The following is a 24,387-nucleotide window of genomic DNA, read 5'->3' as shown; positions in this document are numbered from 1 at the left end:
ATAGTCCGCCCGCAGATCGTAGGCGAAAACACCCGTTTGCGTCCACGTCCGCGCAAAAAAGGGGCAAGGTCTTGCCGACGAGGGGTATTAACGCGGGATCAGGTGGGTGACACCGACGGCCGCGGCACGGGCCAGGTCGATGTCCAGAGACATTGGTAGATACTCTCCGCGCCGCCACAGTTGCGCCTGATCGTCGTAATAGCGTGACAGAAAATGGCCCGATTGACCCGTGGCGGTAATAAAGACCGAACTGTCTGGGTCGGCGAAGTCATAAACGCCGCGATAGCCTGCGCCATGTACGTTCTGGAACGGGTCGGGCCCTTCGCCCGAGGTTCGGCCGCGCAGCAGGGTATTGTCTCCGCCGCTGGTCGATTGACGAATGTTCACGAAATAGCGCAGCACCGGAACCGAACCCAGAACCGGGTGGTCATGGGTGGCCTGATGCGCGTCGCCCCAGCGCAGGGATTCCAGGGCGCTGCCGTAATTCTCGGCAATCCAGATCAGCGCATCGTCCAGCGCCAGTCTTGCCATGTTGGTGCAGGTCTCAACCGGCGCACTTTGACGGACGTCGCACCAGACCGAGGCCCCGTCGATGTCGCGGTAGACCCTTTCGATAAACAGCGGTTCGACATGTTTGAACTCGCTGGCCAGCGGGCCAAGTTCATCCGCGATCAGCCGGTTCTGCAGCGCGCGCAGCCATGCCGCATAGATCAGCGGTTCCGGCAGATGCTCGTTCATCTCGCCGTTCCACTCGGCCAGTAGGGCTAGGGCGATCTGACGCTGACGCTCCGCTGTGCCGACAGGAGCGGATTCGCCGGTGAACCACAGGTCCGCTCCAATCAGGGGTAACAGAGACCGGGCAGTGAAACTTACGGTGTCGAGCTGCGCCTCGATAAAGCTGTCGCGGGTATGCACCTCGCGTGACTGCATCAGGCGTTCCCAGCGATGGACACGCTGGGTGTCGCCCCATTCATACGACACGTGCTGAGGGAAGGGGCGGTCTATGATCTTGTTGTTGGTGTTACCCAGAACGCCACCCCTTGGGGCCACGAACTCTGGGTTGTCGGCATAAGGCATGCGGCCTTGCCAGCGGTTCTCGGCCAGCCAGCCGGGGGTCGGAATGCGGCCCTTGCTTTGGTTGCGCAAGTCGCGTTGTGGCATGGCGCCAATCAACTTCATGGCGATCGTGTCCTTGTCCACCAGTGACAGGTTTTGCGACGGCGAGATGAGATCTTCGGCCGCCGTGATGGCCTGCTGCACCGTATCCGCGTTCATCAGCGCCATCGAAGCGGTCATCGACGTGTCACGCGAGCTAAGCGCCGTCCACGCAAGCGAGGCCACATGGCCCGTTGGTGTGATCGTTTCCAGATCGTAGTGAGTGCCGGGCAGCACCGGGCCGTTTTCCGTCCAGCGCAGGGTCAGAGTGATGGGCGGCTGGTCTTTGATCTCGATGATCGACGGGCGGGTCTGGAATGTCTTGTATCCGTCCGGTGTCAGGTATTCTTCAGGGTTTTCCGGGTTCAGTTGTTCGATATGGACATCCTGATCGTCCAGATAAGATGAGGTCAGGCCCCAGCCCAACCGGTCGCTGCGCCCGGTCATGATGGCGGGAATGCCGGGAATACTCGCGCCGATCACGCCGCCTTTGGCCAGCCCCAGTCGTGCCAGATACCACACGCCGGGTGCGGTAAAGCCAAGATGTGGGTCGTTCGCAAGCAGGGTTCCGCCACTGGCAGACCGCGATGGCGCGGCGCTCCAGGCATTCGACGCACCGGCAAGGCCGCGTTTTGGAAAGGGCGAAAGCGGGGTGTCAGGCATCGGCGTTCCCCGCGCGTATCGGGGCAAGCCGGGGAACAGGCTGGCATATTCGGGCAATGCGGCGATCCCCGGGCCGGGAACGTCGGGCAGTATGTCCGCCAGTCGGTCCGGGTTGTTCAGCATCAGTGAAGTACGTGCGCGCAGCACCTCGTCCTGCAAATGGCCCGACAATTGCAGGCCCATCAGTTTGATAGCGGCGATGCTGTCCCCCGGTTGCCAGGGGGAGACCGGGGCGCTGAACAGGAACATCTCGGGTGCGCCGCGCCCAAGGGCCTTGTCGTTGATTTCATTCAGCCGGGCGTTCACGCCAGCAGCGTAGGCTTTCAGCGCAGCTTTGGTGTAGTCGTCCTGAACCTCGACAGAACGATGGGCCAGTCCATAAAGGTCGAGACGGCGCAGCAGCTTGTCGATATTGACAGTTCGGGCACCGAAAATTTCCGACAGACGCCCCTGCGCGGTGCGGCGCATAACGGTCATCTGCCAAAGACGATCCTGCGCATGCACATATCCGAGGCCGAAGAACACATCCGGATCATTTTCGGCCAGAATATGCGGCACGTTTGATGTGTCGCGCACGATTTCAACCGGGCTGGTCAGGCCACTGACCTTAAGGTTCTGATTGTATTCGGGCAGGGACTGGCTGGCGAGGAAATAGACCAGTGCAACCGCCGCCACGGCCAGCAGGACAAGACCCGACGTGATGCGCACCAGCCAGCGAAATACAAGACCCATCCTTGCCCCACAGTTTTTTCGTATTCGTTTGCGGCGAGAGTAGTGGAAGGCGATCCCAACCGAAAGAGGAGCCGAACAACAATTTCCGTGTCGTCAACGCAAAAAACGTAAGCCCCGCCACTGCTGAACGACACGTGGCGGGGCTCCGCAGGAGGGGGAGTGGTAACCAGGTGTTACGGAATGATACGCGTGTATTTGATGCCTTCGACGGTCGCCCCGAACAGCAGGCCCGCCTGACCAAAGACCGCCGCGATCACAGGCGTGCGCAATGTCGTGGTGCTGGCCCCGACGCTGCTGCCGGTTGCGTCGACCACATAGCCGATGTCCGCGCCTGCGGTCCAACCGTTGGAGCGGCGGAAGTCGTTCAGCGCGTCTTCGGTCATGAAGAACAGAACATGCGCGTATTGCTGCGCGCCGATCTGCAGCCCGGCTGAGCCTTTGACAGCGGAATAATAGTCGACTGTCGCGCCCTGAACTCGCAATGCGCCCTGGCCAAAACCGCCGCCGAAGATGAACCCGGCTTCGGTGATCAGAGGCATGACAAGCATACCGTTCGCCTTGCTGGCGATCTCGATCGTGTTCGGGTACTTACTGTACATTTCGTTCAGCGTCGCATCGACACGGGCGTCGATGGTCGCTGCGTTGGTGTTGCCGACGCCGTTCCCGCAGGCGGCGGTAAATGTCAGCCCTGCCATGCCAAGTGCAAAGCCGCGACGACCCAGTCGGGGGGAATTGGAACTGCTCATGTTTCCTGTCTCTGTAATAAGTGCCTGATATGTCGGGTGTTCCCGATCTTGTGTGCAAGAATACGCCGATTGCGCCCGGCTGTCACGGGAAAGCTGCGGGTCAGGGGCCTTCAATCGGCGAAAAATTGCGACAGGGCGGGGTTTTAGCCTTGCAGAAGGCGCGCGACCTCAGGCGCGAAATAGGTCAGAACTCCGTCACAGCCGGCGCGTTTGAACGCCATCAGGCTTTCCAGCATCACCTTCTCGCCATCGATCCATCCGTTCTGGGCCGCCGCCCGGATCATCGCAAACTCGCCCGACACCTGGTAGGCATAGGTCGGCGCGCCAAACGTGTCTTTAACCTGACGGCAGATATCAAGATAAGGCATGCCCGGCTTGATCATCACCATATCGGCGCCCTCGGTCAGGTCGCGTTCGATCAGACGCAGCGCCTCGTTCGAATTGGCCGGGTCCATCTGATAGGTCTTCTTGTCGCCGGTCAGTGCGCCCGATGCGCCAACCGCATCGCGGAATGGACCGTAAAACGCGCTGGCATACTTGGCGGCGTAGCTGAGAATCATGACGTTGTGATGCCCCGCAGACTCGAGCGCGTGGCGCATCGCACCGATACGTCCATCCATCATGTCCGACGGGCCGATGATGTCCGCGCCAGCATCCGCCTGCGCCAGCGTCATTTTCACCAGTGCTTCGACCGTGCGGTCATTTACGATCTCGCCATCGACGACATACCCGTCATGGCCGTTAATGTTGTACGGATCCAGCGCCACATCGGTCATGACGGCGATATCGGGGGCAGCATCCTTGATGGCACGAATGGCCCGGTTCGACAGGTTGTCAGGATTCCACGCTTCGGCGCAGTCTTCGGTTTTCAGGGCGCTGTCGGTATAGGGGAAAATACAGATTGCTGGGATGCCAAGCGCCTGCGCCTCGACGGCGGCGTGGGCGATCAGATCGACCGATCGGCGCACGACGCCCGGCATTGACGGCACCGGTTCCTCGACCCCTTCGCCGTCGCGCACGAACACCGGCCAGATCAGGTCATCCGGCGTCAGCGTATTCTCGCGGACCAGCCCCCGGATCGCCGCAGACTGGCGGGCCCGGCGGAAACGGGCGAGCGGATAGGGGGCGATGGTCGGTTTCATGGCGCGTTCTCCTTGAACAATCGTGCTTTGGGTGGCATGAAAACGCGTAGGTCTCAAGGGTAACAATCGACGCGGCATTGTGACAAAACCCCGTAAGACAATGTTTAAGGGGTTATGGCTTGGACTTATACTCTTCGATTACCGAAGTCATTGATTTGCGAAGCTTCTCGAACCTGTGGTTCTGGATCGCACTGGCTGTCATGTGGTCATCGGTGAGCCATTGGGTCCTTGGCGTGCCCTATGATCTGATCGTGCGCGCGCGACGCTCGGGCGGGCAGGCCGAAACGGACCTGATGGATATCGTCCGGATCAACACGAACCGCATGCTGTACATCATGGACATGTCCGGTGCCATTTTGTTTGCGATTTCGTGCTTTGTGCTGACCGGGCTTGCGATATCGGGCTTTTATTATGGGGTGGAGTTCGCGCAGGCTGTTTTCCTGCTGATGTTTCCGATGTCGATCGTGGTCATGTTGTATGTGGCGACCGCGCGTCGGCTGCAGCAGATCCCCAAACCTGACTTGGTCATCCGGACCCTGATGCGATGCAGGCTGTACACACAGTTGATCGGCATGTTTTCGATACTGGTCACGGCCTTCTGGGGCATGTATCAGAACTTTTCTCTGGGACCACTGGGATAGACAAGTCGGAAAGGCGAGACGATGAAGGCTGCGGACCACGTAACAGTTGGCGGAGCCCCCGAAGGGTTTGACGCGCAGCTTGTTCTGAAAGAGATTTCGCGGACCGGCGGTCCGGTGGCCCATGTCGCACGTGATGACAAGCGGATGGAGGCGATGCGGGCCGCGCTGGCCTTTTTTGCGCCGGAAATGCCGGTCTTTGTGTTTCCCGGCTGGGATTGCCTGCCTTACGATCGGGTTTCGCCCAACGCCGATATTTCGGCCACACGGGTGGCGACCCTGGCGGCGCTGGTGCATCAGATGCCGCAGCAATTCGTGCTGTTGACGACCCTGAATGCCGCAACCCAGCGCGTGCCGGCCCGTGAGGTCCTGCGCGAAGCGGCCTTTACTGCGCGGGTCGGGCATCGCATTGACGAAGACGCATTGCGCAATTTTCTGGTTCGCATGGGGTTCACCCAAAGCCCCACGGTAATGGAGCCCGGCGACTATGCCATCCGGGGCGGGATCATCGACATATTCCCGCCCGGTGAATCCGGCCCCGTTCGTCTGGATCTGTTTGGCGATGTTCTGGACGGTGCACGCCGGTTCGACCCGGTATCGCAACGCACCACCGAGAAACTGCAAATTGTCGAACTGGCCCCGGTATCGGAAGTCATTCTGGACGAAGCCGCGATCACCCGGTTCCGTCAGAACTATCGCATCGAATTCGGCGCCGCAGGTACGGATGACCCGCTTTACGAAGCGGTCAGTGCCGGGCGCAAGCATCAGGGGATGGAGCACTGGCTGCCTTTCTTCCATGACCGGCTGGAGACACTGTTCGACTATCTGTCCGGTGCGACGATCCTGTTGGATGATCAGGTTACGCCCGCGCGGCTGGCCCGGTGGGACAGTATTGCTGATCAGTATGAAACCCGCAGGCTGGCGCTGGAAAACCGGTCGCGCATGGACACGGTCTACAAGCCAACTCCGCCAGCCTTGCTGTACTTGGATGACGGGGCCTGGGAACAGGCTGTTGCAGACCGGCGCGTGATGCAGTTCAGCCCGTTGCCGCAGGCAAGCGGACCGGGCGTGATCGACGCAGGTGGCCGGATCGGGCGCAATTTCGCCCCCGAACGACAGCAGGAAAACATCAGCCTGTTTGGCGCACTGGCCAGTCACATCACCGACAAACTGGCCAAGGGGCCGGTTCTGATCGCGTCCTATTCCGAAGGCGCCCGCGAACGCCTGACCGGTCTGATCGAGGATGAAGGCCTGGCCGAGGCGATCCCGGTGAAGGACGGCACTCGCATCGGCAAGCGCGGGTTGTACTTGGCTGTCTGGGCGCTGGAGCACGGGTTCGAAACCCCCGGTCTGACGGTGATTGCAGAACAGGATGTTCTGGGCGACCGCTTGATCCGGCAGCCAAGAAAACGCCGCAAGGCCGAGAATTTCCTGACCGAGACCCAATCGCTCAGCCCCGGTGATCTTGTTGTTCATGTCGACCATGGCATCGGTCGCTACATGGGGATGGAAGTGGTGACGGCAGCTGGGGCCGCGCACGAATGCCTTCTGCTGGAATACGCGGAACAGTCCAAACTGTATCTGCCGGTTGAAAACATTGAGTTGCTGTCAAAATACGGTCACGAAGAAGGTCTGCTGGACCGTTTGGGCGGTGGCGCCTGGCAGGCCAAGAAAGCCAAACTGAAAGAGCGCATCCGCGAAATGGCGGACAAGCTGATCCGTATCGCCGCCGAACGCGCCCTGCGCAAGGCTCCGGTCATGGACCCGCCGCCGCATGCGTGGGAGGAGTTCAGCGCCCGTTTCCCCTATCAGGAAACCGACGACCAGTTGCGCGCCATTGCCGAGGTGATGGAGGACATGCATTCAGGCGCGCCGATGGACCGCCTGATCTGCGGCGATGTGGGTTTTGGCAAGACCGAGGTTGCCATGCGCGCGGCATTTGTCGCTGCCATGTCCGGTGTTCAGGTGGCGGTGGTTGCGCCCACGACGCTGCTGGCCCGCCAGCACGCGGCCAGCTTCAGGGACCGTTTCAGAGGGTTCCCCCTGGAGGTCCGGCAGCTCTCACGCTTTGTTTCGGCCAAAGAGGCGCAGCAGACCCGGGACGGACTGGCGCGGGGAACGATTGATATCGTGGTCGGTACCCATGCGTTGCTGGCCAAGGGTATTCGGTTCAACAATCTGGGCCTCCTGATTATCGACGAGGAACAGCATTTCGGAGTGGCGCATAAAGAGCGTCTGAAACAATTGCGCTCGGACATTCACGTGCTGACCCTGACAGCCACGCCGATCCCGCGTACTTTGCAACTGTCGCTGACAGGCGTGCGCGATCTTTCGATCATCGGCACCCCGCCTATCGACCGTCTGGCCATCCGTACCTATGTCAGCGAATTCGATGCGGTCACTGTCCGCGAGGCGCTGCTGCGCGAACATTATCGGGGTGGGCAGAGCTTCTACGTGGTGCCGCGAATATCCGATCTACGCGAGATCGAGGAATTCCTGAAAGAACAGCTGCCGGAACTGACTTATGTCATCGCTCATGGCCAAATGGCGGCTGGCGAGCTCGATGACCGGATGAATGCTTTCTACGACGGCAAATACGATGTGCTGCTGGCCACGACGATTGTGGAAAGCGGTCTGGATATTCCGACCGCAAACACCATGGTCGTGCATCGCGCGGATATGTTCGGCCTTTCGCAGTTGTATCAGATACGGGGCCGGGTCGGGCGTTCGAAGGCCCGCGCCTATGCTTATCTGACCACCAAGCCACGCCAGAAGCTGACCGCCACGGCTGAAAAACGCCTGCGCGTTCTGGGTTCGCTGGATACGCTTGGCGCAGGTTTCACCCTTGCCAGCCAGGATCTGGACATTCGTGGTGCAGGCAACCTGCTGGGCGAGGAGCAGTCCGGCCAGATGCGCGACGTGGGCTATGAACTGTATCAGTCGATGCTGGAAGAGGCGATTGCCAAGATCAAAGCCGGTGAGATGGAAGGGTTGTCGGATGCTGATGATCAATGGGCTCCGCAGATCAATCTGGGTGTGCCGGTCCTGATCCCCGAGGATTACGTGCCGGATCTGGATGTACGGCTGGGCTTGTATCGCCGCCTCTCGTCGCTCTCGACCAAGGTCGAGTTGGAAGGGTTTGCAGCCGAACTGATCGACCGCTTTGGCACGCTTCCGAAAGAGGTGAACACCCTGATGCTGGTCGTGCGCATCAAGGCGATGTGCAAGCGGGCGGGTATCGCCAAACTGGATGGAGGACCGAAGGGCGCGACGATCCAGTTCCACAACGACAAGTTCGCCTCGCCTCAGGGATTGGTCGATTTCATTCAGAACCAGCGCGGACTGGCGAAGGTCAAGGACAACAAGATTGTTGTGCGCAGGGATTGGAAGAAAGACAGCGACAAGATTAAGGGCGCGTTTGCCATTGCCCGCGATCTGGCCGAGAAGGTGGTTGCCGTGAAGAACAAGGCCAAGGTCTGAGCGTCGCGCTCAGTCACCGCCCACGAAGGTGCACAACTGCCATTCCCCCTGGTCGGATTTTACCAGCGCCGCGCGATGACCGGTCATAGGCCAGAGGTAGTCGCGGTGCATGAAGCCTCGCGCGCCGTCGGTCAGCATGACCTTCTGGTATTCGGCGTCAGGATCGTATTCGCTAATCAGCACGACCTCATGGCTTATCAGATCGACAATGTCAGCGGTCCGGTCTGCGCCCACCCGCAGTGACACCCCGGAGCCAGTCACAAAATAAGCGTTGAACGGGTCGACGGATGCGGGCAGGCCGATCTTCCACTGATACGGCATCCAAAATTCGCCCAGATCGTCAAAATAACCGGGCGCGGCGAGGGTTTCCTCGAGCGCGGACCAGTAGGCTTCGCGCATCTCGTCGGCCTGATCTCGGTATTCCTCGGCCAGGGTGTCGGCAGGAAGTGTCAGGTTTTCCCTGAGTTCCCGGGGGCCGCCATTGCCGCCGTGGCTGAGATAGATGTCCGGGCAGGCCACCGCCACAACCGCTTCGGTGTCGCGGGCCGCGATATCAGCGAGCAGGTTGGCGCGGAACGTCACCAGCGTCGGGTCACGTTCGGCCTGGTCGACCGGGGTAAACGTCATGCGTTCGGCCTGAACGGGAAGACCGGCAGCCAAAAGCATCAGGGCAGGGAGCAGTCTCATTCGGCGGCCTTCATTGCGGACTGGGCGCAGAAGCACGAAGCGGCGACCGCGCGGTCTGCACGGGCCAGAGCCAGATCCAGTCTTTGTTTGATCTGCCTGATTTCAATGGAGTCACCTCGGGATTTCAGGCAATCGTATAGCCCCCTTAGGCTCCAGACATTGTCGGGATGGATCGACGCACGGCTGAGCGAGCCGCCCAGTCCTAGATCCTCGCGGTAGACAGCTTCGGCCTCGGCTACGTGGCCCTGTTCAAACAGCAAGGCCCCGAGTGCGTGGCGGGTTGGCTGCATCCAGCCCCAGGGTTCGTCATAAGGCAAAGTGTCATCCAATTCGACCGAGCGGCGCAGGTGTGCATAGGCCGTGTCGAAGTTTCCCTTGCGGTATTCGATTTCGCCCCGCAGCATCTCAGCTGCAATATCCAGCAGGTCGACGACACGATTATTGTGCAGTCGCCGGGTTTCGGGGACGCGGCCCCGGGCGGCAAGAAACCTCTGTTCTTCCGCTTCGGCCTCGGCCACCTGATCCGTCGCTGCAAATGCGATGGCACGGGCGTAGAGCGTGGTCGCGGTCAATGTGCAGTAGAGATCCGGGTCTTCGGGCAGTTCCAGAGCCTTGGCTTCGTCCCAACGGCCAAAACGGATAAGGATATGCGGCCCCATGGACATGTAGCTTTCGAAATAGTCCGCCATCGGCGGGCTTTCGATGCGCAGCATTTCCTCGGGCGTGGTGTCCCAGATGCCCTGATTGGCACGCAGGGCCGGTTCCATCTGGCCCATAAACAGCGCGCCGTAGATGGTGAAGTGATAGTTGTGCTGACGGTAACCGGTGTAGATGTTGAACGGACCTTCGCGTTCGTAATACTTCAAATCTGCTTCGGTGGCTTTTTCGTTCCAATGGGTGACGTTCTGGTAGTGGCCGCACTGGACATCGATATGGGTGGGCATGTGCACCAGATGACCTGCGTCCGGCACCAGAGTGCGCAACACGTCCCCGGCTTTCAGTGCTTTTTCAGGAGTGGGCGACATCTCCATCAGGTGCACATACAAGTGCAAAAGCCCCGGATGCGACATGGCAGCCGGGTCGTTCGCCATGGCCCATTCCAGGGTGTCCTGCGCTTCAAGGGTGGCGGCGCCGTCGGCGGGTTGACCGGTTTCCAGATCCCACATTTTCCAGGGTGTCAGGTTCAGCAACGCCTCGACAAATATGGTGCGCAGATCCAGGTGATCGGGAAAAGCTGCAAAAACCGCCCGCATCGCGTCCGCAAAATCGTGGTCCCAGTCGTGCATATCCGCGATCGGCTCGCGCTGAGGATAGCGGGCGGGCAGGGCGCGGATGAGCGCCTGTTCAACCGGAGTGCACCATTCAGCCAGCGCCAGTGCTTTTTGGGTGGCGTCATAAGCCTCGGCCAATGCCTTTTGCTGTCCCTGATCGTCCAGCAATTCCCACGGCAGGTTGTAGTTTGGTCCGGCTGCGTAAGCCACGCCCCAATGCGCCATGGCGCAGTCCGGATCATGTTCCGCCGCGCGCTGGAAACAGGCCAGGGCCTCGGTGTGGTTGTAGCCGTAGGTCCAGATCAGACCTCGGTCGAACCACAGCTGCGCCTTTTCCGATGATGTGGTGACGGGGCTAGAGTATGTGCCCAGATCATAGTAATCACTCATAGAAAACTCCCCCGAAAATCGCGGAAAGCTTAACGTGATTCAGGGCATTTGCACAGGCTCAGGCCAGTAATCTGTTTTCGACGCGAGCCATGTGAACCATCACGCCGAAAGCCATGACGCACATGGCAAGGATGCCCGTTGTCAGCGGTGTCACTGAGCCATCGAACAAGAGGCCCACAGGTGCTGCGATGGCTGCGGCCAGAACGGTCGAGATTGACCCGATCACAGATGCCGCCATGCCTGCGATGTGGCCCATCGGTTCCATCGCGATGGCATTCAAATTGCCTAAAGTGACGCCAGCCATGAAGAAGATGGTGGTCTGCCAGAAAACAAACACCGCGAATGAGGCGGCGGGCGTCAGGTTCGCCATATTCAGAAATATGACGCAGGACGTGATCAGAATCTGTGCCCCAAGCGCCCATGTCACCACGCGCCGCATACCCACGCGGACGACAATCGCGGCGTTCAACAGGCTGGCCGAACCAGACATCAGCGCGACAAACCCGAACCAGAACGGGAAACTGTCCGCACTGTCATGGATCACGTCATAGACCGGCTGCACCATGGTCAGCATGGTGAACAGAATGCCCATGCACAGGGTCTGAACCAGTATCGAAAGGCGCACCGTTGGGTGTGACATCATCTCGTGCGTGGCCGCTACCAGCAGCGGCAGGCGAAACGGGCGACGGTCTTCGCGGGCCAGCGATTCTGGCAACCGTTTTCCCATCCACATCACAACAATCAGGGCGAACAAGATGAAGGATACGAAAATCCCGCGCCAGCCAAACAGGGCTATCACGCCTGCGCCCAGCATCGGCGCAATCGCGGGAACAAGCGTAAATATCATCATCGCGATCGAAATGATCCGGGCCATCTCGCGCCCGGAATAGAGGTCGCGGATAATGGCCATGGCCACCACGCGGGGACCGGCGGCACCAAGTCCCTGAAGAACACGCGCGGCCAGAACCAGTTCAAGCGAGGAACTTGCCCAGGCAACAGCGGACGCCACGATATATAGCACTGCACCGCCAAAGATGACGGGCTTGCGCCCCAGCGCGTCCGAGATCGGGCCGGTGAAAAATGTGCCAAGCCCCATGCCCAGAACAAAGGATGTCAGGATCAGTTGCGCCCGGTTCACATCATCAGGGCTGAGCTCTGCGCCGATTTCGGGCAGTGCAGGCAGCATCGAGTCGATAGAGAACGCGATCGTGGCGAACATCATTGCTATCAAAGCAATGAACTCGCCCCGCGACATGCGATTGGTCATGGGGAACTCCTTACCTGCTTGCGCTATCACGGCAAATCAGGCGGCGCTATGGCGCAAACGCACAGGACTATGTGCTAATTTGCAGGGGAAGCCTCAAGTTGAGACATGATTTCGCGGATGACTTTTTCCCACATTTCCGGCTGCTGGGCGCCAGGAACTGCGTGTTTGTTGGCCACGATGAAGGTCGGTACTGACCCAACACCCATTTCCCGTGAATGCGTATCGCGGTTGCGGATATCGTCCCGGTCCGCGTCGGATTTCAGCAGCTTCATGACGACAGCCGCGTCCATTCCCTGGCTGTCGGCGATGTCGGCAAGCACCTCATGGTCGCCGATGTCGCGTGCCTGCACAAAATAAGCATCGAACAAGGCGTCGACCACCGCGTCCTGCTTGCCTTCAATCCCGGCCCAATGGATCAGCCGGTGCGCATCAAGTGTGTTGGGCGTGCGTTTCATGCCCTCGAAATCGATTTTCAGGCCAGCATTTTCGGCGTGTTCAACCACGGGCGCATAGGCCTGCACGGCACCATCCTTGCCGCCAAACTTGCGCTCAAGGTATTCTCGGCGGTCCATGCCCGCGTCCGGCATGTCGGGGTTCAGTTGAAACGGATGCCATTCGATCACGAAAGGATGGTCCGGTATGGCGGCCAGCGCTTTGTCCAGATGGGTTTTGCCAATATAGCACCACGGACAGATCGGATCGGACAGAATATCAAGCTTGACGGATTGGGTCATGAGTTCGGTGCCTTGAAATAGGCCGGCAATGCGCGACGCAGGAGTTTCCCATTGCCGCCTGCGGGAAGCGCCGGCAGATGTATGAAAGCGCGGGGCTGTTTGTAACGCGCAAGGTTGTCCTGGACATAGGCACGCAAGGCCGTCTCGTCCAGAGTTTCGGGGCCGGTGTAAAAGGCAGCTATCACAAATGTGTCCTGCTTGACCTCGACCGCCGCGGCACCGACCTGTGTGATCCCGGGGTATTTTGACAAGACCGCCTCGACCTCGACCGGCGAAACCCGATAGCCGCCCGCATTCATCATATCATCGTCGCGACCCAGGTAGGTGATTTGCCCGTCGACCGCCATGGCGCCCTGATCTCCGGTCAGGAACCATTCACCCTGCATGCGGGCCTGAGCCTCATCCGGGGCGTTCAGATAAGTCAGCATCAGGCCGGGGTCGGACCGGTGGATGGCGATTGTGCCTTCCTGCCCCTGCGGAACAGGGCCATCGGGTCCCAGAATGGCGATCTTGCGACCGGGTTGCGGCTGGCCCAATGCCTCGCCCCGGGCCGGGTTTTCAGGGCTGGAGGAAATGAAGGTCGAGCATTCGGACATGCCGTAGGCTTCGTAAAGTTCGGTTCCCGTCACCTCGGTCCAGCGTTCGTGCAGGTGGCGCGACAGTTTTTCGCCTGCGCACAGTCCGTGGCGCAAGTGGGGCAGGCTGAGCCGGTCTGTCCGTTGAACCATCTTTCGGTACACGCCGGGTGCTGCGGCAAAGATTGTGGCCCCGTGACGCCGCAACAAGTCGGGCAATGCTGCCGGATCGGTTCCCGGTTCGGGGATCAGCGCCGTCGCCCCGATGGTCCACGGATCCATCAGGCCAGTGCCCAGCGTGTAGGTCCAGTTGAACGCACCGGCATGACACAGCCGATCCTCGGGGCGCAGCCCATACCACCCGTCCACCATCATTTGCCGTGCCCAGATCGCGCGATGCGCATGCGCAACCGCACGCGGCTTGCCCGATGTCCCCGAGGTATAGACCACATAAGCCAGTCGATCCGGATCACCGAGATCAAAGGTGGCGGGCGGCAGATCACGCATGGCACGCAACGTTGCGAGATCGATCTGCCGGGGGTGCGGGGCACAGGCAACATCCGGTGCCTTCAGCATGGCGGCCGGAGACAGGTCGTCAATCATGCGGGCCGTTTCAGGCGCCGTCAGTTGCGATGACGTCGGAACAGGAACGACACCGACGGCAATCGCCCCCAAGTAGGCTATCGGGAAATCGACGGTATTCCCAAGGCGCATCAGAACGATGTCGCCGGGTTTCAACCCGGCCTGCAACAACCCTGTACCGGTGCCCAAAACGGCAGACAGCAGTTGCCGATAGCTCCAGTCCTCGGTCGCCGTTTCATTCAGAACGGAGAGCGCGGTTTTTTCCGGAATCCGCTCTGCGTGGCGCAGAACGTGCGCTGCGAGATTAAACGGGGCGGGGCAAGGGGCAGGCGGACCCTGATCAAAAATGGACAGCATATCGTCTGGCTAACGCGGGGCAAGGCGCGTTGCAAGCGGCGCGGCCCGGCCCTATAGAAGTGCCATGAGAACGCAGGACCCGAAATCCCTGATCCGTATCGCCCGCGATGCCGGTGAAAATGTCGAACCCGAGCCATTGGATCTGGGCGCGCGCGTGCGCGAATTGCGCAAGGCCCGCAAATGGACGCTGGAACAGGCGGCGACCCAGGCCGGTCTGGCGCGCTCAACGCTCAGCAAGATCGAAAACGGTCAGATGTCGCCGACCTATGATGCCCTGAAGAAACTCGCGACGGGGCTGGGGATTTCAGTGCCTCAACTGTTCACGCCACCCCAGCGCGATCAGGTCATTGGACGCATGTCCGTCACACGGATGGGGGAAGGTGCGGCCCATGCCACGACGACATACGAGCATGAGTTGCTGGCCGAAACGCTGACGAAGAAACAAATGCTGCCTTACCGGGCCCGCGTACGCGCCCGCTCGATGGACGAGTTCGACGGCTGGGTTCGTCATGATGGTGAGGAATTCCTGTACGTTCTGACAGGCGTCGTGCGGCTCTATACCGAGTATTATGAACCTGTCGAAATGCGCCGCGGCGACAGCGCCTATTACGACGGAAGCATGGGTCACAACGTCGTCTCGGTCAGTGACGAAGACGCGTTGATCCTGTGGGTTACGTCACTTGCGTAACGTCTGATCGAATTCGCGATTCAGGCTTTCGGTGAACAGGAAATCCTCCAGTTCTTCCCGGGCTTCGTTCACGGTCAGGTGGTGCCGTTCCGCTAGGTAAGCCTCGAACTGTTTTCTGTCTTGCCGGAAATGCGCGACATCCTGATCACGCAGGTTCGGAAAGCGCCGTTTAGCGCGCGCCAAGGATCCGTTCCAGTCCTGCGTCAGTTCTGTCCATTTCATAATCATCAGCGAGCTTTCCGTTTCTTGTGCTACAGGACTGCCCGGCCCCCAGATATCAGGTTACGTAGGGGCGGGGTATATACATGCATGACAAAATGTCGCACCCGGGGATGTGATGACCGGAATGGAAAATGCCCGCTGCGGAACGTCCGCAACGGGCCACGGACCTGCGTTTCGGAGTGAGTGGCGGCCGGTCCGTGAACCACCAGGGCAGGGCGAACCGCCCGCAACTATATCACCGAAACTCAACAACTTTTGCACGGTTCACTGAAGTTCGATTTGATGACACGTTACATGCCCGGCACCCGATCCGTAAAGGTTCTTGTGTCCATTGGAGCAATTTTCGCTGAAATTTGAACGTCCAACAACATATTGCGGCGAACGTCGCGTAAGCAGTCATATGCTGCGGTGTTTTGACATGTGCCACTTTCCGCCGAAGTATTCCCTGACAACCGCCATCCGAGAAGACCGGGGCAGCACACGTTAGACGAGCGTTACGAGGCGTTGGTAAAGCGGGTTTCGCCGCACAAATGCGGCCGAAGCGGCGTACACCCACTGCAGATTATTCCTGATACCACCAGACCTCGGGCATGTATTGAGGGCCATCGCCGTAAATGGGCAGGTTTGGCGCGTACTTAAGCTCTTTCACATGCGCGATACGGCCGACATCGAAGTTCCAGATGGGAATGACATACCGGCCAGCGGTCAGGGTGCGGTCAAGCGCGCGGGTGGCCGCGACAAAGTCTTCCCGCGTTTCCGAAGCCAGCATCGCATCGATCATCGCGTCGACCGCGGGTGAAGTGACACCCATCAGGTTCCGGGTCCCGGGCGTGTTCGCGCCATCGCTGCCCCAATAGAGGCGCTGCTCGTTTCCGGGGGACAGGGACATGGCCCTTCGGAATGGCGTCATATCGAAATCGTGTTCCGAGATGCGACCGGTGTATTGCGCGTTGTCTACCGTTTCGGTTGTCACCTGAATGCCAAGGCGTTCCAGTGCACGGGAATAGATTTCGACTGCGGTGGCCATATCGCTGTCGCCTTGCTGCAGCAAGACGGTCATGGCGAAAGCATCGCCATTCTGGTTGCGCAGCACACCGTCCTGAATGGTCCAGCCCGCTTCGGACAGCAGGTTCGCGGCCTTTCGGATATTGGCGCGGTTGCGCGCCGAGCCATCGCCTTGTGGTGGGCTGTAGCCTTCAATCGTTCCGGGGAGAAGGTCATCGGCAAACGGTTGCAGCAACTCGGCGACCCGGCCTGTCGCCGGCCCGGGTTGCATCGCCAGGTCCGAGCCCGAGAAATACGAGGTGATCCGGGGCTGGGCACCGCCGGTGATGGTGTCGTTGATGAATTCGAAGTTGAACGCCAGCGTCAGCGCCTCGCGCACGCGCCAGTCATCGAATGGCGCCTTTCGCGTGTTCATCACAAAGCCGGTCATGCCCGACGGTTTGCCATGCGGGATTTCCGTTTTGACTACGTCTCCGCGCTGCGCGGCGGGGAAACTGTATTGCGTGTCCCACTTGTCGGCGTTGAATTCCCGAATGGCGGAGAGTTCCCCAGCCTTGAACGCTTCGAACAACACGGTCTGATCGCCGTAGAACTCGATCCTCATTTCATCGAGGTTCATGGTGCCACGGCGGAATGGAACATCGCTGCCCCAGTAGTCCGGGTTACGGCGCAGGTTTACGAAGCGCCCGGCCTCATAGTCCTCGACGACATAAGGTCCCGAGCCGATTGGAACATCGTGCAACTGTGCGTCGGCAAAATCCTTGCCGTCCCATTGCGCCTTCTGAAGGATCGGGCGCAGGCCCGCAATCAGGGCCAGTTCGCGGTCGGGTTCGTTGAATGTGATCCTGACCGAGCGTGGACCGGTCTGTTCGATGCTGCCGATCTTGGACCACAACCCGCGATACCGGAGATGCCCTTCGGTCCCCAGAGTTTCATAGGACCACATCACGTCGTCCACGGTGACTGGGCTGCCGTCCGAGAATCGGGCGTTCTCGCGCAGCGTGAATTCCACCCAGGATCGGTCCTCGGCCGTCTCAACTGATTCGGCTAACAACCCGTAAAGAGTGAAAGGTTCGTCCCAGGATCGGCCCATCAGGCTCTCATGGGTCCAGAATCTCAGTTGCCAGGGTGACGTGCCTTTTTGCACAAACGGGTTCAAACTGTTATAGCCGCCGGTATTCCCGAAAACGACCTTTCCGCCTTTTGGTGCATCCGGGTTTACGTAAGGCAGAGACACAAAATCCGGTGGTAGGGCGGGATCGCCATACATAGCTATGCCATGAGACGAATCTGCATGGGCAAATGTGGTCGCAAAAATGCCGGTGATTCCCACCAGCATTGAACGAAGGGAGGGTGAAAAATCGGGGCTCATTTTGGAAACAATCCTGCTCTGGCCTTATTTTGTTGGGATTCACCGTAGCCATGATTTTTCTTATTATCAAACTTTTAGCTTGGACGAAGGCGCAGAATTGCTTATAAAGGATGCACTGCTCGATAGGTTTCTTGCCTGTATGAAACCTGCCTCAATAACTTAACGCCCGCTTCGTGCGGGCGTTTTTTTGTGATGAGGATGCCGGTGCGCGAGGAGTTGTATTGGCCCCAGCTTTCCCCGTTTTCTTTGCACGTGCAGCATGGCACTGTGTCGGAAATTCTGACTCAGCAGGAGAGCGGCGATGAGCGTTTTGGGAAAGACTGCAATTATCACGGGATCGAATTCGGGGATCGGGCTGGGCGTTGCGCGCGAACTGGCCAGGGCGGGCGCCAATGTGGTTTTGAATTCGTTCACCGATCGGGATGAGGACCATGCACTGGCTGCTGAAATCTCGAACGAGACCGGAACCAACGCGCGATATATCCAGGCCGACATGTCCAATGGGGATGATTGCCGGGCCCTGATCGAAAAGGCCGGGGCTTGCGACATTCTTGTCAATAATGCGGGCATTCAGCACGTCGCGCCGATCGACCAGTTCCCGGTCGACAAATGGGATGCGATCATCGCGATCAACATGAACTCGGCCTTTCACACGATGGCGGCAGCTTTGCCAATGATGCGAAAGGCCGGGTGGGGGCGCATCGTCAATATCGCGTCGGCCCATGGTCTGACGGCGTCGCCCTACAAGGCGGCCTATGTGTCGGCCAAACATGGTGTGGTCGGCATGACCAAGACAGTTGCGCTGGAAACGGCGCAGGAGCCGATCACCTGCAACGCCATTTGCCCGGGCTATGTTCTGACACCGCTGGTCGAGGCGCAAATCCCCGACACGATGAAAGAATACAACATGAGCCGCGAGGACGTGATCAAGAACGTGATGCTGGAACGCCAGCCCTCGAAAGAGTTTGCCACGGTCGAGCAACTTGGCGGGACGGCTTTGTTTTTGTGCTCGGATGCGGCGGCGCAGATTACCGGGACGACGATTTCCGTCGATGGCGGTTGGACTGCCCTGTAGTGTTTCATGGGGGCGCGGCCCCCATACCCCCGGAGTATTTCGGAAAAGATGAAGGGGCGGGCTTTTGAAACGGATCAATCTGGCTTTGCAGGGCGGCGGCGCACATGGCGCCTTTACCTGGGGTGTACTGGACCGGTTGCTGGATGAAGAGGATATTGAGGTTGCCGCGATTACTGGCACATCCGCAGGGGCGTTAAACGGGGCGGCTTTCAAGTCCGGGATGGTGCGGGCCGGGCGCGAAGGCGCGCGCGAGTGTCTGAACGGATTATGGGAGCGCATGGGGGCGGTTGGCGACATGCGGATTGCCAACTGGATGCAGGCGCTTGAGCCTGCCCAGATCGCGCAGGCCATGGAGTATTCGCTTCCCTATTCGTTTGGCGACGCGTGGTCGCGCATGGTTTCGCCTTATGCCTACGGTCCGTTTTACCAGAACCCGCTAAAGCCTGTTATCGACCGTTTTGACTTCGACGAGATTTGCGCGACTGAAGGCCCGCAGCTGTTTGTCTGTGCGACCTGCGTGCGCAGCGGCAAGATCCGGGTGTTCACTGGCGAGGATGTATCGACCGATGCCATACTCGCCTCGGCCTGCCTGCCGACGCTGTTCAAGGCCGTAGAGATATTCGATCCGAAAACGGGGCGAACCGAGGCCTATTGGGACGGAGGTTTTACGGGAAATCCTGCGCTGTTTCCTTTGTTCAATGACGAGTTGCCGGATGATGTGGTCATCGTGAACATCAACCCGCTTGAGCGGGACGAGGTTCCGAAGACACCACAGCAGATTCAGAACCGGATCAACGAGATCAGCTTCAATTCGTCCCTGTTTCGCGAACTCAGGGCGATTGACTTTGTGCAGCGCTTGTTGCGTGAGGGCAAACTGAAGGCGGGTGAGATGAGCCGGGTTCTGGTTCACATGATCGCAGACAATGAGTTGATGAACAGTCTGTCGGTTGCCACGAAGACCGTTCCCAACCCGGTGATCCTGCACAAGCTGAAAAAGGCTGGCCGGGCAGCCGCGGAGGGCTTTCTGTCAGCCCACAAAACCGATCTGGGTGCGCGTAGCACAGTAGATCTGCGTGCGATGTTTGGCTGATCACTCTGGCGGGCGGGTCGGGTCTTTTTCGTTTGGATAGACAAGACCAGCCGAGATCACCAGTTTCGCGGCATCCTCGATCGTCATGTCCAGCAGGATGACGTCTTCGGCCGGAAAAAACAGCAGAAACCCGGATGTGGGGTTCGGGGTCGTCGGAACAAACACGCTGAGCAGTTCGCCGCCGGTCTCCGCAAGGCGGCTGACCTCGCCTTTGGCGGTGGTGGACACGAAGCCGATGGCCCAGATACCACGGCGCGGATACTGGATAAGGCAAGCCTTTTCGAACGAGCGGTCTGTTTGGGCAAAAACCGTTTCGGAAATTTGCTTGATCCCGGAATAGACCGAGCGGACGACAGGCATCCGATCAACAACGCGTTCTGCAAAAAGGATCAGCGAACGTCCCAGTATGCCCTTGGCCACCCAGCCCACGATCACCGTGAAGATCAGGAAGATGATGACCCCGACGCCGCGCAGGTTGATGCCGACATATTCCTGCGGCTGAAACCTTTGCGGCACCAGCGGCAGGACCGCACTGTCGATCCAGCCCACCACGGACCAGATCAGCCAGATTGTAAGCCAGACCGGCGCAATGACGACAATCCCCGTCAGAAACGACGCCCGCAGGCCTGCAAACAGGCCGGGGCGGCGATGCGGTTCTTCGTCAAACGGTGTATTCATCTTAGTTCCGAGCGGTTTGCAGACTGCAATTAAGCAGTCTGGCGTGATGGTGCAATAGGGACGGTGTCAGGTGGTGTTGCGGGTCAAAGCCTTTGCGATGCCGGCGGCAAGGCGAGCGTTGTTGCGAACAAGCGCGATATTGGCCGTCAGGGATCGGCCCTTGGTCTGCTCGAAGATGCGTTGCAGAAGATAAGGGGTGACGCCTTTTCCCGTGATCCGGTGTGTCTCGGCGTCGGATTGGGCTGATGCGATGATCGGTGCCAGTTCATCGGCCGGGATCTGGTCGGTCTCGGGGATCGGGTTTGCAACAAGTTGTCCCCCGGGCAGGCCAAGTGCGCGGCGGGTTGAGTGGGCCTTTGCGATCTCTTCCGGGCTGTCCATGCGCAAAGGCGCGGCATAGGGTGATTTGGCTGACCAGAAGGCCGGGAATTCATCCTGACCATGAGCAATCACCGGAACGCCCAGCGTTTCCAGAACCTCGAGCGTTTTGGCCAGATCCAGAATGGCCTTGGCACCCGCAGCCACGACCGTCACCGGCGTCTGGGCAAGCTCATGCAGGTCGGCGGAAATATCGAACGAGGTTTCAGCCCCCTGATGCACGCCACCGATGCCGCCGGTGGCAAAAACCTCGATCCCCGCGTAATGAGCGGCGATCATCGTCGCAGCAACGGTTGTCGCACCGGTGCCGCCGGTCGAAATACAGGTGGCCATGTCGGCGCGCGAGATTTTGGCGACGCCCTGCGCCTTGCCCAGATCCTGCAACTGGTCAGGTTCAAGCCCGACATGCAGTTTGCCCCTGATCACAGCCATGGTGGCGGGAACCGCCCCTGCGTCGCGAATATCTTGCTCGACCTGCGCGGCGACTTCGATGTTCTGCGGGTAGGGCATTCCGTGGGTGATGATTGTGCTTTCAAGCGCGACGATGGGCTGGCCTGCGTCTTTGGCGGCGCGGACCTCGGCTGAGTATTGGATGTCGATCACAGTGGGGTTTCTCCGGAAACATATGTTGCGGCGGCGTGCAGAGCGCGGGTCAGGGCCGCGTCGCTATCTGCGCCATTTGCTTCAGCGGCAATATGGGCCGCCATAAAAGTATCACCCGCGCCGGTCACGCGCGTGACCAATACGGATGGGGGTTTCTGGGTCTGGATGCCATCGGCCGAGCCGACAGTGGCCGAGTTGCCGCCATCCGTTACCAAGACCCGTAGCGCGCCCCGATCCAGCAGGCCCTGGGCAGCGCTTTCGGAATCCTCGAACTCGCGCTGACACAGCAGTCCGGCTTCTTCGAGGTTGACGTAAAGCGTCGCGCGGGCGTGTTTGAGGAAAGGTATAAGGCGCTCGGCCTTGCCGGGTGAGGCCGGGGCAACGCGCAGATCGGCGCGAGAGAACGCCGGACTTTGCGCGATCTCCTCCAGCAGGTCTTGCGTCAGGTTCCCGTCCAGCGCAACCGGACCTTCAAACGGTGTATTCTCGTACCCCAATGGCCCGTGCATCAGTGGCCGGAGGATCTTGGCCCCGGCGGCTTCGAGAGAGTGGGCATCCGCGATCGCGGCAATCAGACCGTTTGCACCTTCGACCGCCATGTACCGGTCTGTCGGCAAATCCTGCGAGCGGTAAATATGGTCTGTCACCATCCCAAGGCGGGCACAGGCGTGCACAAGCTCGTCACCTTCGGGATCACGGCCAACGGCGGTCAACAGGGTTGGGGTCATACCAAAGCGGACCAGCGTCATTGCGATGTTCATCGCCACGCCACCAGGCAGTCGGGTAATCCGCCCCGGAACGTCCGAGCCCTGACGCATGACGCTGGCGGATCGTCCGATCACGTCCCACAGGACGGACCCGATACACAAAATTTCACTGGTCTGAGTCATGCCGTTGTCATGCCGCAGCCCCGTGATCCGTGCAAGTCAGAACGTTAACGCCGACGGGAATTCCTGCCACTGCCTGCCGTTTTGGCTTGCCATCGCGCGTCATCGGCAGAACAATCGAAGGATATGTTGTCGGTATTCATGTTCATGTTGGATTGCAGCAAATGAGCCGCATTGTCAGAGCGTTATGCAAAACCCGCCCTGTACTTCTTTTTCTCGTTGCTCCTTTGGTTTTCTGGATTGCAGTCGGCAACGCATCAGCTCAGACGGCGAAACCGACAGTGGTGGATTTTCGGATCAATCAGGGCACATTGTTTCTGGAAATCAGCATGAATGCCGAGGCATTCGTCGCCGGGATTAACCCTTCGGCGGATCCGTCGCCCGTTTCAGGTGAGTACAGAAGACTTCGCCGCTTGGCGTCTTCGGAACTTGAGCCGCACATAAAGCAGTTCATTAAAGGCTGGTCGCCGTCCATGAACGTGTTGGCAGGTGGACCCGTCACGCTGTCCTACGAAGGTTCCCGCGTTCCTGTGGCCGGAGACCCTGAGGTGCCAAGGATTTCACGGGTTCTGCTGGCCGGGGCTTTACCGCCCGGCGCGTCCAGCCTGCAGCTGACCTGGCCGGAAGGTCACGGGCCGATGGTCCTCAGGCAGCAGGGGGTGGATGCGCCTTATACCGGGTATCTTGTGGCGGGCGAGGCAAGCCCTCTGATTCCGCTGCGGGGTGGGGCCGGTCTGGACCCGGGTCAAACCCTGAAGGCCTATTTCTCCAACGGAATCGTGTATGCCACGACAGTGGGGCTGCCGGTTATCCTGATTGCGTTGCTGCTGGTGCTGCACGCCCTTTGGGTGTCGGCGGCCTTATGGCAGCTTTCTGCTTTCGCGCTGGCCACATCGATTGGTCTGGGATTGGGCACGCTACAGCTTGTCACGATGCCCTCAGCATGGTTGCCGTATCTCATGCCCGCAGCAACCGTGGTGCTGGGTGTGTGGAACGTTACAGTCCGGCGACCGGGCTTTCTGCGTTTGCTGACCGTTGCTCTGGTGGGTGGTCTGATCGGTTTAAGCCAGGCCTTCGCTTTGACGACGATCGGAGTACCGCCGGATCGGCTGGCACCGGCGGTTCTGGGCTTTGGTCTGGGCGCGTTGACCGTGCCGGTCTCGGCCGCTGCCGTGGTATTTGCATTGGCACTGGCGGTTTCTCGCAGATCGATCCGGCTCAGGCTTCGGATTTCGGTTCTGCTATCCCTCGTGATTGCCGGCTTCGGGGCATTTACCTTTGTTCGGCCCTTCCTGCCTTTCTAGGAAAGTGGCGCCAACAAAGTGGTCAGCGCTGCGACAGGATCATCACCCGCCCAGATTTCGTCGCCGATCCCAAAAAAGTCGGTGCATGGGGCCAGACTGCCAATCAGTTCAGCCGTCAGGCCGCCTTCGGCCACTACCGGGACTTCGATCATCTCGGACCACCACTGAAACAGATCTTGTTCGGCGCGCGTGCCGTCGCCAAGCTTGTCTGTTCCAACCGGCCCGAAGGCGACATAGTCCGCCCCGGCTTCACCGGCGGTCATGCCGTCATGGCTGGAAGCTCCGCAAAAGCTGCCGACGATCGCATCTGCCCCCAGTTCCTTACGGGCGGACCGCACGGAACGGGCGGCGTCATCCAGATGCACCCCGTCCAGACCCAGACGTTGCGCCAGCAGAACGTGGTTTGAAATCACCAGCGCCACGTCCCGCGCATGGGCCACTTCACGGCAGGCATCGGCCGCGCGTGCGATTGCATCTTCGTCATTGCCCGCCAGCGCCAAGCGGATGCACGCGATTTCTGTGCTGTCCAGAACGCGCGCCAGTTTTTCAGGGAATCGGCTCAGTTCGATGGCCGGCGGTGTGATCAGGTAGATCTGCGGCTGCTCGGGGGTGTCCATTGGCGCGTCCTTCGGATTTCTGTCTTTGGCGGGGTTTAGCGGATTGAGC

Annotated in this window: 21 protein-coding genes; 7 read left to right on the top strand and 14 right to left on the bottom strand. The window is 59.8% G+C overall.

The features are described 5' to 3' along the window. Positions 1 to 87: 87 nt before the first annotated feature. The 3 genes from ACR0FE_RS02615 to hemB form a co-directional block, all read right to left on the bottom strand. Positions 88 to 2,550: a penicillin acylase family protein gene (locus tag ACR0FE_RS02615; protein ID WP_480910814.1), complete on the bottom strand. Its 2,463-nt coding sequence runs from the start codon at positions 2,548 to 2,550 to the stop codon at positions 88 to 90. Positions 2,551 to 2,723: 173 nt separating this feature from the next. Further along, positions 2,724 to 3,296: a lipid-binding SYLF domain-containing protein gene (locus tag ACR0FE_RS02610; protein ID WP_170610771.1), complete on the bottom strand. Its 573-nt coding sequence runs from the start codon at positions 3,294 to 3,296 to the stop codon at positions 2,724 to 2,726. Between the two features lie 143 nt (positions 3,297 to 3,439). Further along, positions 3,440 to 4,438, bottom strand: a complete 999-nt coding sequence (gene hemB / locus ACR0FE_RS02605; protein WP_170619164.1) for a porphobilinogen synthase — start codon at positions 4,436 to 4,438, stop codon at positions 3,440 to 3,442. A 119-nt stretch (positions 4,439 to 4,557) separates the two neighbouring features. Here hemB and ACR0FE_RS02600 point away from each other — a divergent pair, with 119 nt between their 5' ends. Both ACR0FE_RS02600 and mfd read left to right on the top strand, forming a co-directional pair. Beyond that, positions 4,558 to 5,079, top strand: coding sequence for a component of SufBCD complex (locus ACR0FE_RS02600; protein WP_170610777.1), 522 nt, complete (start codon positions 4,558 to 4,560; stop codon positions 5,077 to 5,079). A gap of 21 nt (positions 5,080 to 5,100) precedes the next feature. Next, entirely contained in the window at positions 5,101 to 8,556 is a 3,456-nt protein-coding gene (gene mfd, locus ACR0FE_RS02595; RefSeq protein ID WP_480910811.1) for a transcription-repair coupling factor, read from the top strand. A gap of 9 nt (positions 8,557 to 8,565) precedes the next feature. On the opposite strand, the gene ACR0FE_RS02590 is transcribed toward mfd, so the two are convergent. From ACR0FE_RS02590 to ACR0FE_RS02570, 5 genes are all read right to left on the bottom strand, one after another. Further along, positions 8,566 to 9,243, bottom strand: a complete 678-nt coding sequence (locus tag ACR0FE_RS02590) for an SH3 domain-containing protein (RefSeq protein ID WP_480905448.1) — start codon at positions 9,241 to 9,243, stop codon at positions 8,566 to 8,568. Then, positions 9,240 to 10,904: a tetratricopeptide repeat protein gene (locus ACR0FE_RS02585; RefSeq protein ID WP_480910808.1), complete on the bottom strand. Its 1,665-nt coding sequence runs from the start codon at positions 10,902 to 10,904 to the stop codon at positions 9,240 to 9,242. Before ACR0FE_RS02585 ends, ACR0FE_RS02590 begins: the two co-directional genes overlap by 4 nt. Positions 10,905 to 10,962: 58 nt before the next feature. After that, positions 10,963 to 12,171, bottom strand: a complete 1,209-nt coding sequence (locus ACR0FE_RS02580; RefSeq protein WP_480910806.1) for an MFS transporter — start codon at positions 12,169 to 12,171, stop codon at positions 10,963 to 10,965. 74 nt (positions 12,172 to 12,245) lie between these two features. Then, on the bottom strand, positions 12,246 to 12,905 hold the full coding sequence (locus ACR0FE_RS02575; RefSeq protein ID WP_170610790.1) for a DsbA family oxidoreductase: 660 nt from the start codon (positions 12,903 to 12,905) through the stop codon (positions 12,246 to 12,248). Beyond that, on the bottom strand, positions 12,902 to 14,419 hold the full coding sequence (locus tag ACR0FE_RS02570) for a class I adenylate-forming enzyme family protein (protein ID WP_480910804.1): 1,518 nt from the start codon (positions 14,417 to 14,419) through the stop codon (positions 12,902 to 12,904). The genes ACR0FE_RS02575 and ACR0FE_RS02570 overlap by 4 nt, the downstream gene beginning before the upstream one ends. Positions 14,420 to 14,483: 64 nt before the next feature. On the opposite strand from ACR0FE_RS02570, the gene ACR0FE_RS02565 reads away from it, so the two are divergent. Further along, the gene (locus ACR0FE_RS02565; RefSeq protein ID WP_170610796.1) at positions 14,484 to 15,107 is read left to right on the top strand and encodes an XRE family transcriptional regulator; all 624 of its coding nucleotides are present in this window, start codon (positions 14,484 to 14,486) and stop codon (positions 15,105 to 15,107) included. On the opposite strand, the gene ACR0FE_RS02560 is transcribed toward ACR0FE_RS02565, so the two are convergent. Next, a complete protein-coding gene (locus ACR0FE_RS02560; RefSeq protein ID WP_321252695.1) occupies positions 15,096 to 15,329 on the bottom strand; it encodes a hypothetical protein in 234 nt (77 codons plus the stop codon). The two genes, ACR0FE_RS02565 and ACR0FE_RS02560, sit on opposite strands and share 12 nt — an antisense overlap. Positions 15,330 to 15,891: 562 nt before the next feature. Continuing rightward, positions 15,892 to 17,706 (bottom strand): extracellular solute-binding protein, encoded by a 1,815-nt coding sequence (locus tag ACR0FE_RS02555; protein ID WP_480910802.1) that lies wholly within the window; start codon positions 17,704 to 17,706, stop codon positions 15,892 to 15,894. On the opposite strand from ACR0FE_RS02555, the gene ACR0FE_RS02550 reads away from it, so the two are divergent. The 3 genes from ACR0FE_RS02550 to ACR0FE_RS02540 all read left to right on the top strand — a co-directional run bounded on the left by ACR0FE_RS02550 (position 17,651) and on the right by ACR0FE_RS02540 (position 19,871). Then, positions 17,651 to 17,869 carry a hypothetical protein gene (locus ACR0FE_RS02550; RefSeq protein ID WP_480888991.1) on the top strand — a complete coding sequence of 73 codons (219 nt, stop codon included), beginning with the start codon at positions 17,651 to 17,653 and terminating at the stop codon, positions 17,867 to 17,869. The two genes, ACR0FE_RS02555 and ACR0FE_RS02550, sit on opposite strands and share 56 nt — an antisense overlap. 138 nt (positions 17,870 to 18,007) lie before the next feature. Further along, positions 18,008 to 18,781: a 3-hydroxybutyrate dehydrogenase gene (locus tag ACR0FE_RS02545; RefSeq protein WP_170805611.1), complete on the top strand. Its 774-nt coding sequence runs from the start codon at positions 18,008 to 18,010 to the stop codon at positions 18,779 to 18,781. Between the two features lie 64 nt (positions 18,782 to 18,845). Then, positions 18,846 to 19,871 carry a patatin-like phospholipase family protein gene (locus ACR0FE_RS02540; RefSeq protein ID WP_480910799.1) on the top strand — a complete coding sequence of 342 codons (1,026 nt, stop codon included), beginning with the start codon at positions 18,846 to 18,848 and terminating at the stop codon, positions 19,869 to 19,871. Here ACR0FE_RS02540 and ACR0FE_RS02535 read toward each other — a convergent pair whose 3' ends face one another. The 3 genes from ACR0FE_RS02535 to ACR0FE_RS02525 form a co-directional block, all read right to left on the bottom strand. Beyond that, positions 19,872 to 20,549 carry a DUF502 domain-containing protein gene (locus ACR0FE_RS02535; RefSeq protein ID WP_170610807.1) on the bottom strand — a complete coding sequence of 226 codons (678 nt, stop codon included), beginning with the start codon at positions 20,547 to 20,549 and terminating at the stop codon, positions 19,872 to 19,874. It abuts the gene before it with no gap. A 66-nt stretch (positions 20,550 to 20,615) separates the two neighbouring features. Then, the gene (locus ACR0FE_RS02530) at positions 20,616 to 21,530 is read right to left on the bottom strand and encodes a pseudouridine-5'-phosphate glycosidase (protein WP_480910797.1); all 915 of its coding nucleotides are present in this window, start codon (positions 21,528 to 21,530) and stop codon (positions 20,616 to 20,618) included. After that, positions 21,527 to 22,420, bottom strand: coding sequence for a PfkB family carbohydrate kinase (locus tag ACR0FE_RS02525; RefSeq protein ID WP_480910795.1), 894 nt, complete (start codon positions 22,418 to 22,420; stop codon positions 21,527 to 21,529). Before ACR0FE_RS02525 ends, ACR0FE_RS02530 begins: the two co-directional genes overlap by 4 nt. 278 nt (positions 22,421 to 22,698) lie before the next feature. Between ACR0FE_RS02525 and ACR0FE_RS02520 the strand changes: the two genes are divergently transcribed. After that, a complete protein-coding gene (locus ACR0FE_RS02520) occupies positions 22,699 to 23,721 on the top strand; it encodes a HupE/UreJ family protein (RefSeq protein WP_480910793.1) in 1,023 nt (340 codons plus the stop codon). Here ACR0FE_RS02520 and ACR0FE_RS02515 read toward each other — a convergent pair. Further along, positions 23,718 to 24,338: a thiamine phosphate synthase gene (locus ACR0FE_RS02515; protein WP_170610818.1), complete on the bottom strand. Its 621-nt coding sequence runs from the start codon at positions 24,336 to 24,338 to the stop codon at positions 23,718 to 23,720. The two genes, ACR0FE_RS02520 and ACR0FE_RS02515, sit on opposite strands and share 4 nt — an antisense overlap. Positions 24,339 to 24,387: the final 49 nt, after the last annotated feature.

The organism is Ruegeria sp. K7 (assembly GCF_056531785.1).
Note: the sequence above shows the minus strand (reverse complement) of the source record. Positions and strands in the feature narration are given on the sequence as shown.

Bases quoted from the DNA above. Each gene is read 5' to 3' on its own strand.
- ACR0FE_RS02610 (WP_170610771.1), bottom strand. From the start codon at position 3,296: ATGAGCAGTTCCAATTCCCCCCGACTGGGTCGTCGCGGCTTTGCACTT.
- ACR0FE_RS02590 (WP_480905448.1), bottom strand. From the start codon at position 9,243: ATGAGACTGCTCCCTGCCCTGATGCTTTTGGCTGCCGGTCTTCCCGTT.
- ACR0FE_RS02575 (WP_170610790.1), bottom strand. From the start codon at position 12,905: ATGACCCAATCCGTCAAGCTTGATATTCTGTCCGATCCGATCTGTCCG.
- ACR0FE_RS02570 (WP_480910804.1), bottom strand. From the start codon at position 14,419: ATGCTGTCCATTTTTGATCAGGGTCCGCCTGCCCCTTGCCCCGCCCCG.
- ACR0FE_RS02515 (WP_170610818.1), bottom strand. From the start codon at position 24,338: ATGGACACCCCCGAGCAGCCGCAGATCTACCTGATCACACCGCCGGCC.
- mfd (WP_480910811.1), top strand. From the start codon at position 5,101: ATGAAGGCTGCGGACCACGTAACAGTTGGCGGAGCCCCCGAAGGGTTT.
- ACR0FE_RS02585 (WP_480910808.1), bottom strand. From the start codon at position 10,904: ATGAGTGATTACTATGATCTGGGCACATACTCTAGCCCCGTCACCACA.
- ACR0FE_RS02615 (WP_480910814.1), bottom strand. From the start codon at position 2,550: ATGGGTCTTGTATTTCGCTGGCTGGTGCGCATCACGTCGGGTCTTGTC.
- ACR0FE_RS02580 (WP_480910806.1), bottom strand. From the start codon at position 12,171: ATGACCAATCGCATGTCGCGGGGCGAGTTCATTGCTTTGATAGCAATG.
- ACR0FE_RS02560 (WP_321252695.1), bottom strand. From the start codon at position 15,329: ATGAAATGGACAGAACTGACGCAGGACTGGAACGGATCCTTGGCGCGC.
- ACR0FE_RS02545 (WP_170805611.1), top strand. From the start codon at position 18,008: ATGAGCGTTTTGGGAAAGACTGCAATTATCACGGGATCGAATTCGGGG.
- hemB (WP_170619164.1), bottom strand. From the start codon at position 4,438: ATGAAACCGACCATCGCCCCCTATCCGCTCGCCCGTTTCCGCCGGGCC.
- ACR0FE_RS02550 (WP_480888991.1), top strand. From the start codon at position 17,651: ATGCCGGTGATTCCCACCAGCATTGAACGAAGGGAGGGTGAAAAATCG.
- ACR0FE_RS02535 (WP_170610807.1), bottom strand. From the start codon at position 20,549: ATGAATACACCGTTTGACGAAGAACCGCATCGCCGCCCCGGCCTGTTT.
- ACR0FE_RS02525 (WP_480910795.1), bottom strand. From the start codon at position 22,420: ATGACTCAGACCAGTGAAATTTTGTGTATCGGGTCCGTCCTGTGGGAC.
- ACR0FE_RS02555 (WP_480910802.1), bottom strand. From the start codon at position 17,706: ATGAGCCCCGATTTTTCACCCTCCCTTCGTTCAATGCTGGTGGGAATC.
- ACR0FE_RS02565 (WP_170610796.1), top strand. From the start codon at position 14,484: ATGAGAACGCAGGACCCGAAATCCCTGATCCGTATCGCCCGCGATGCC.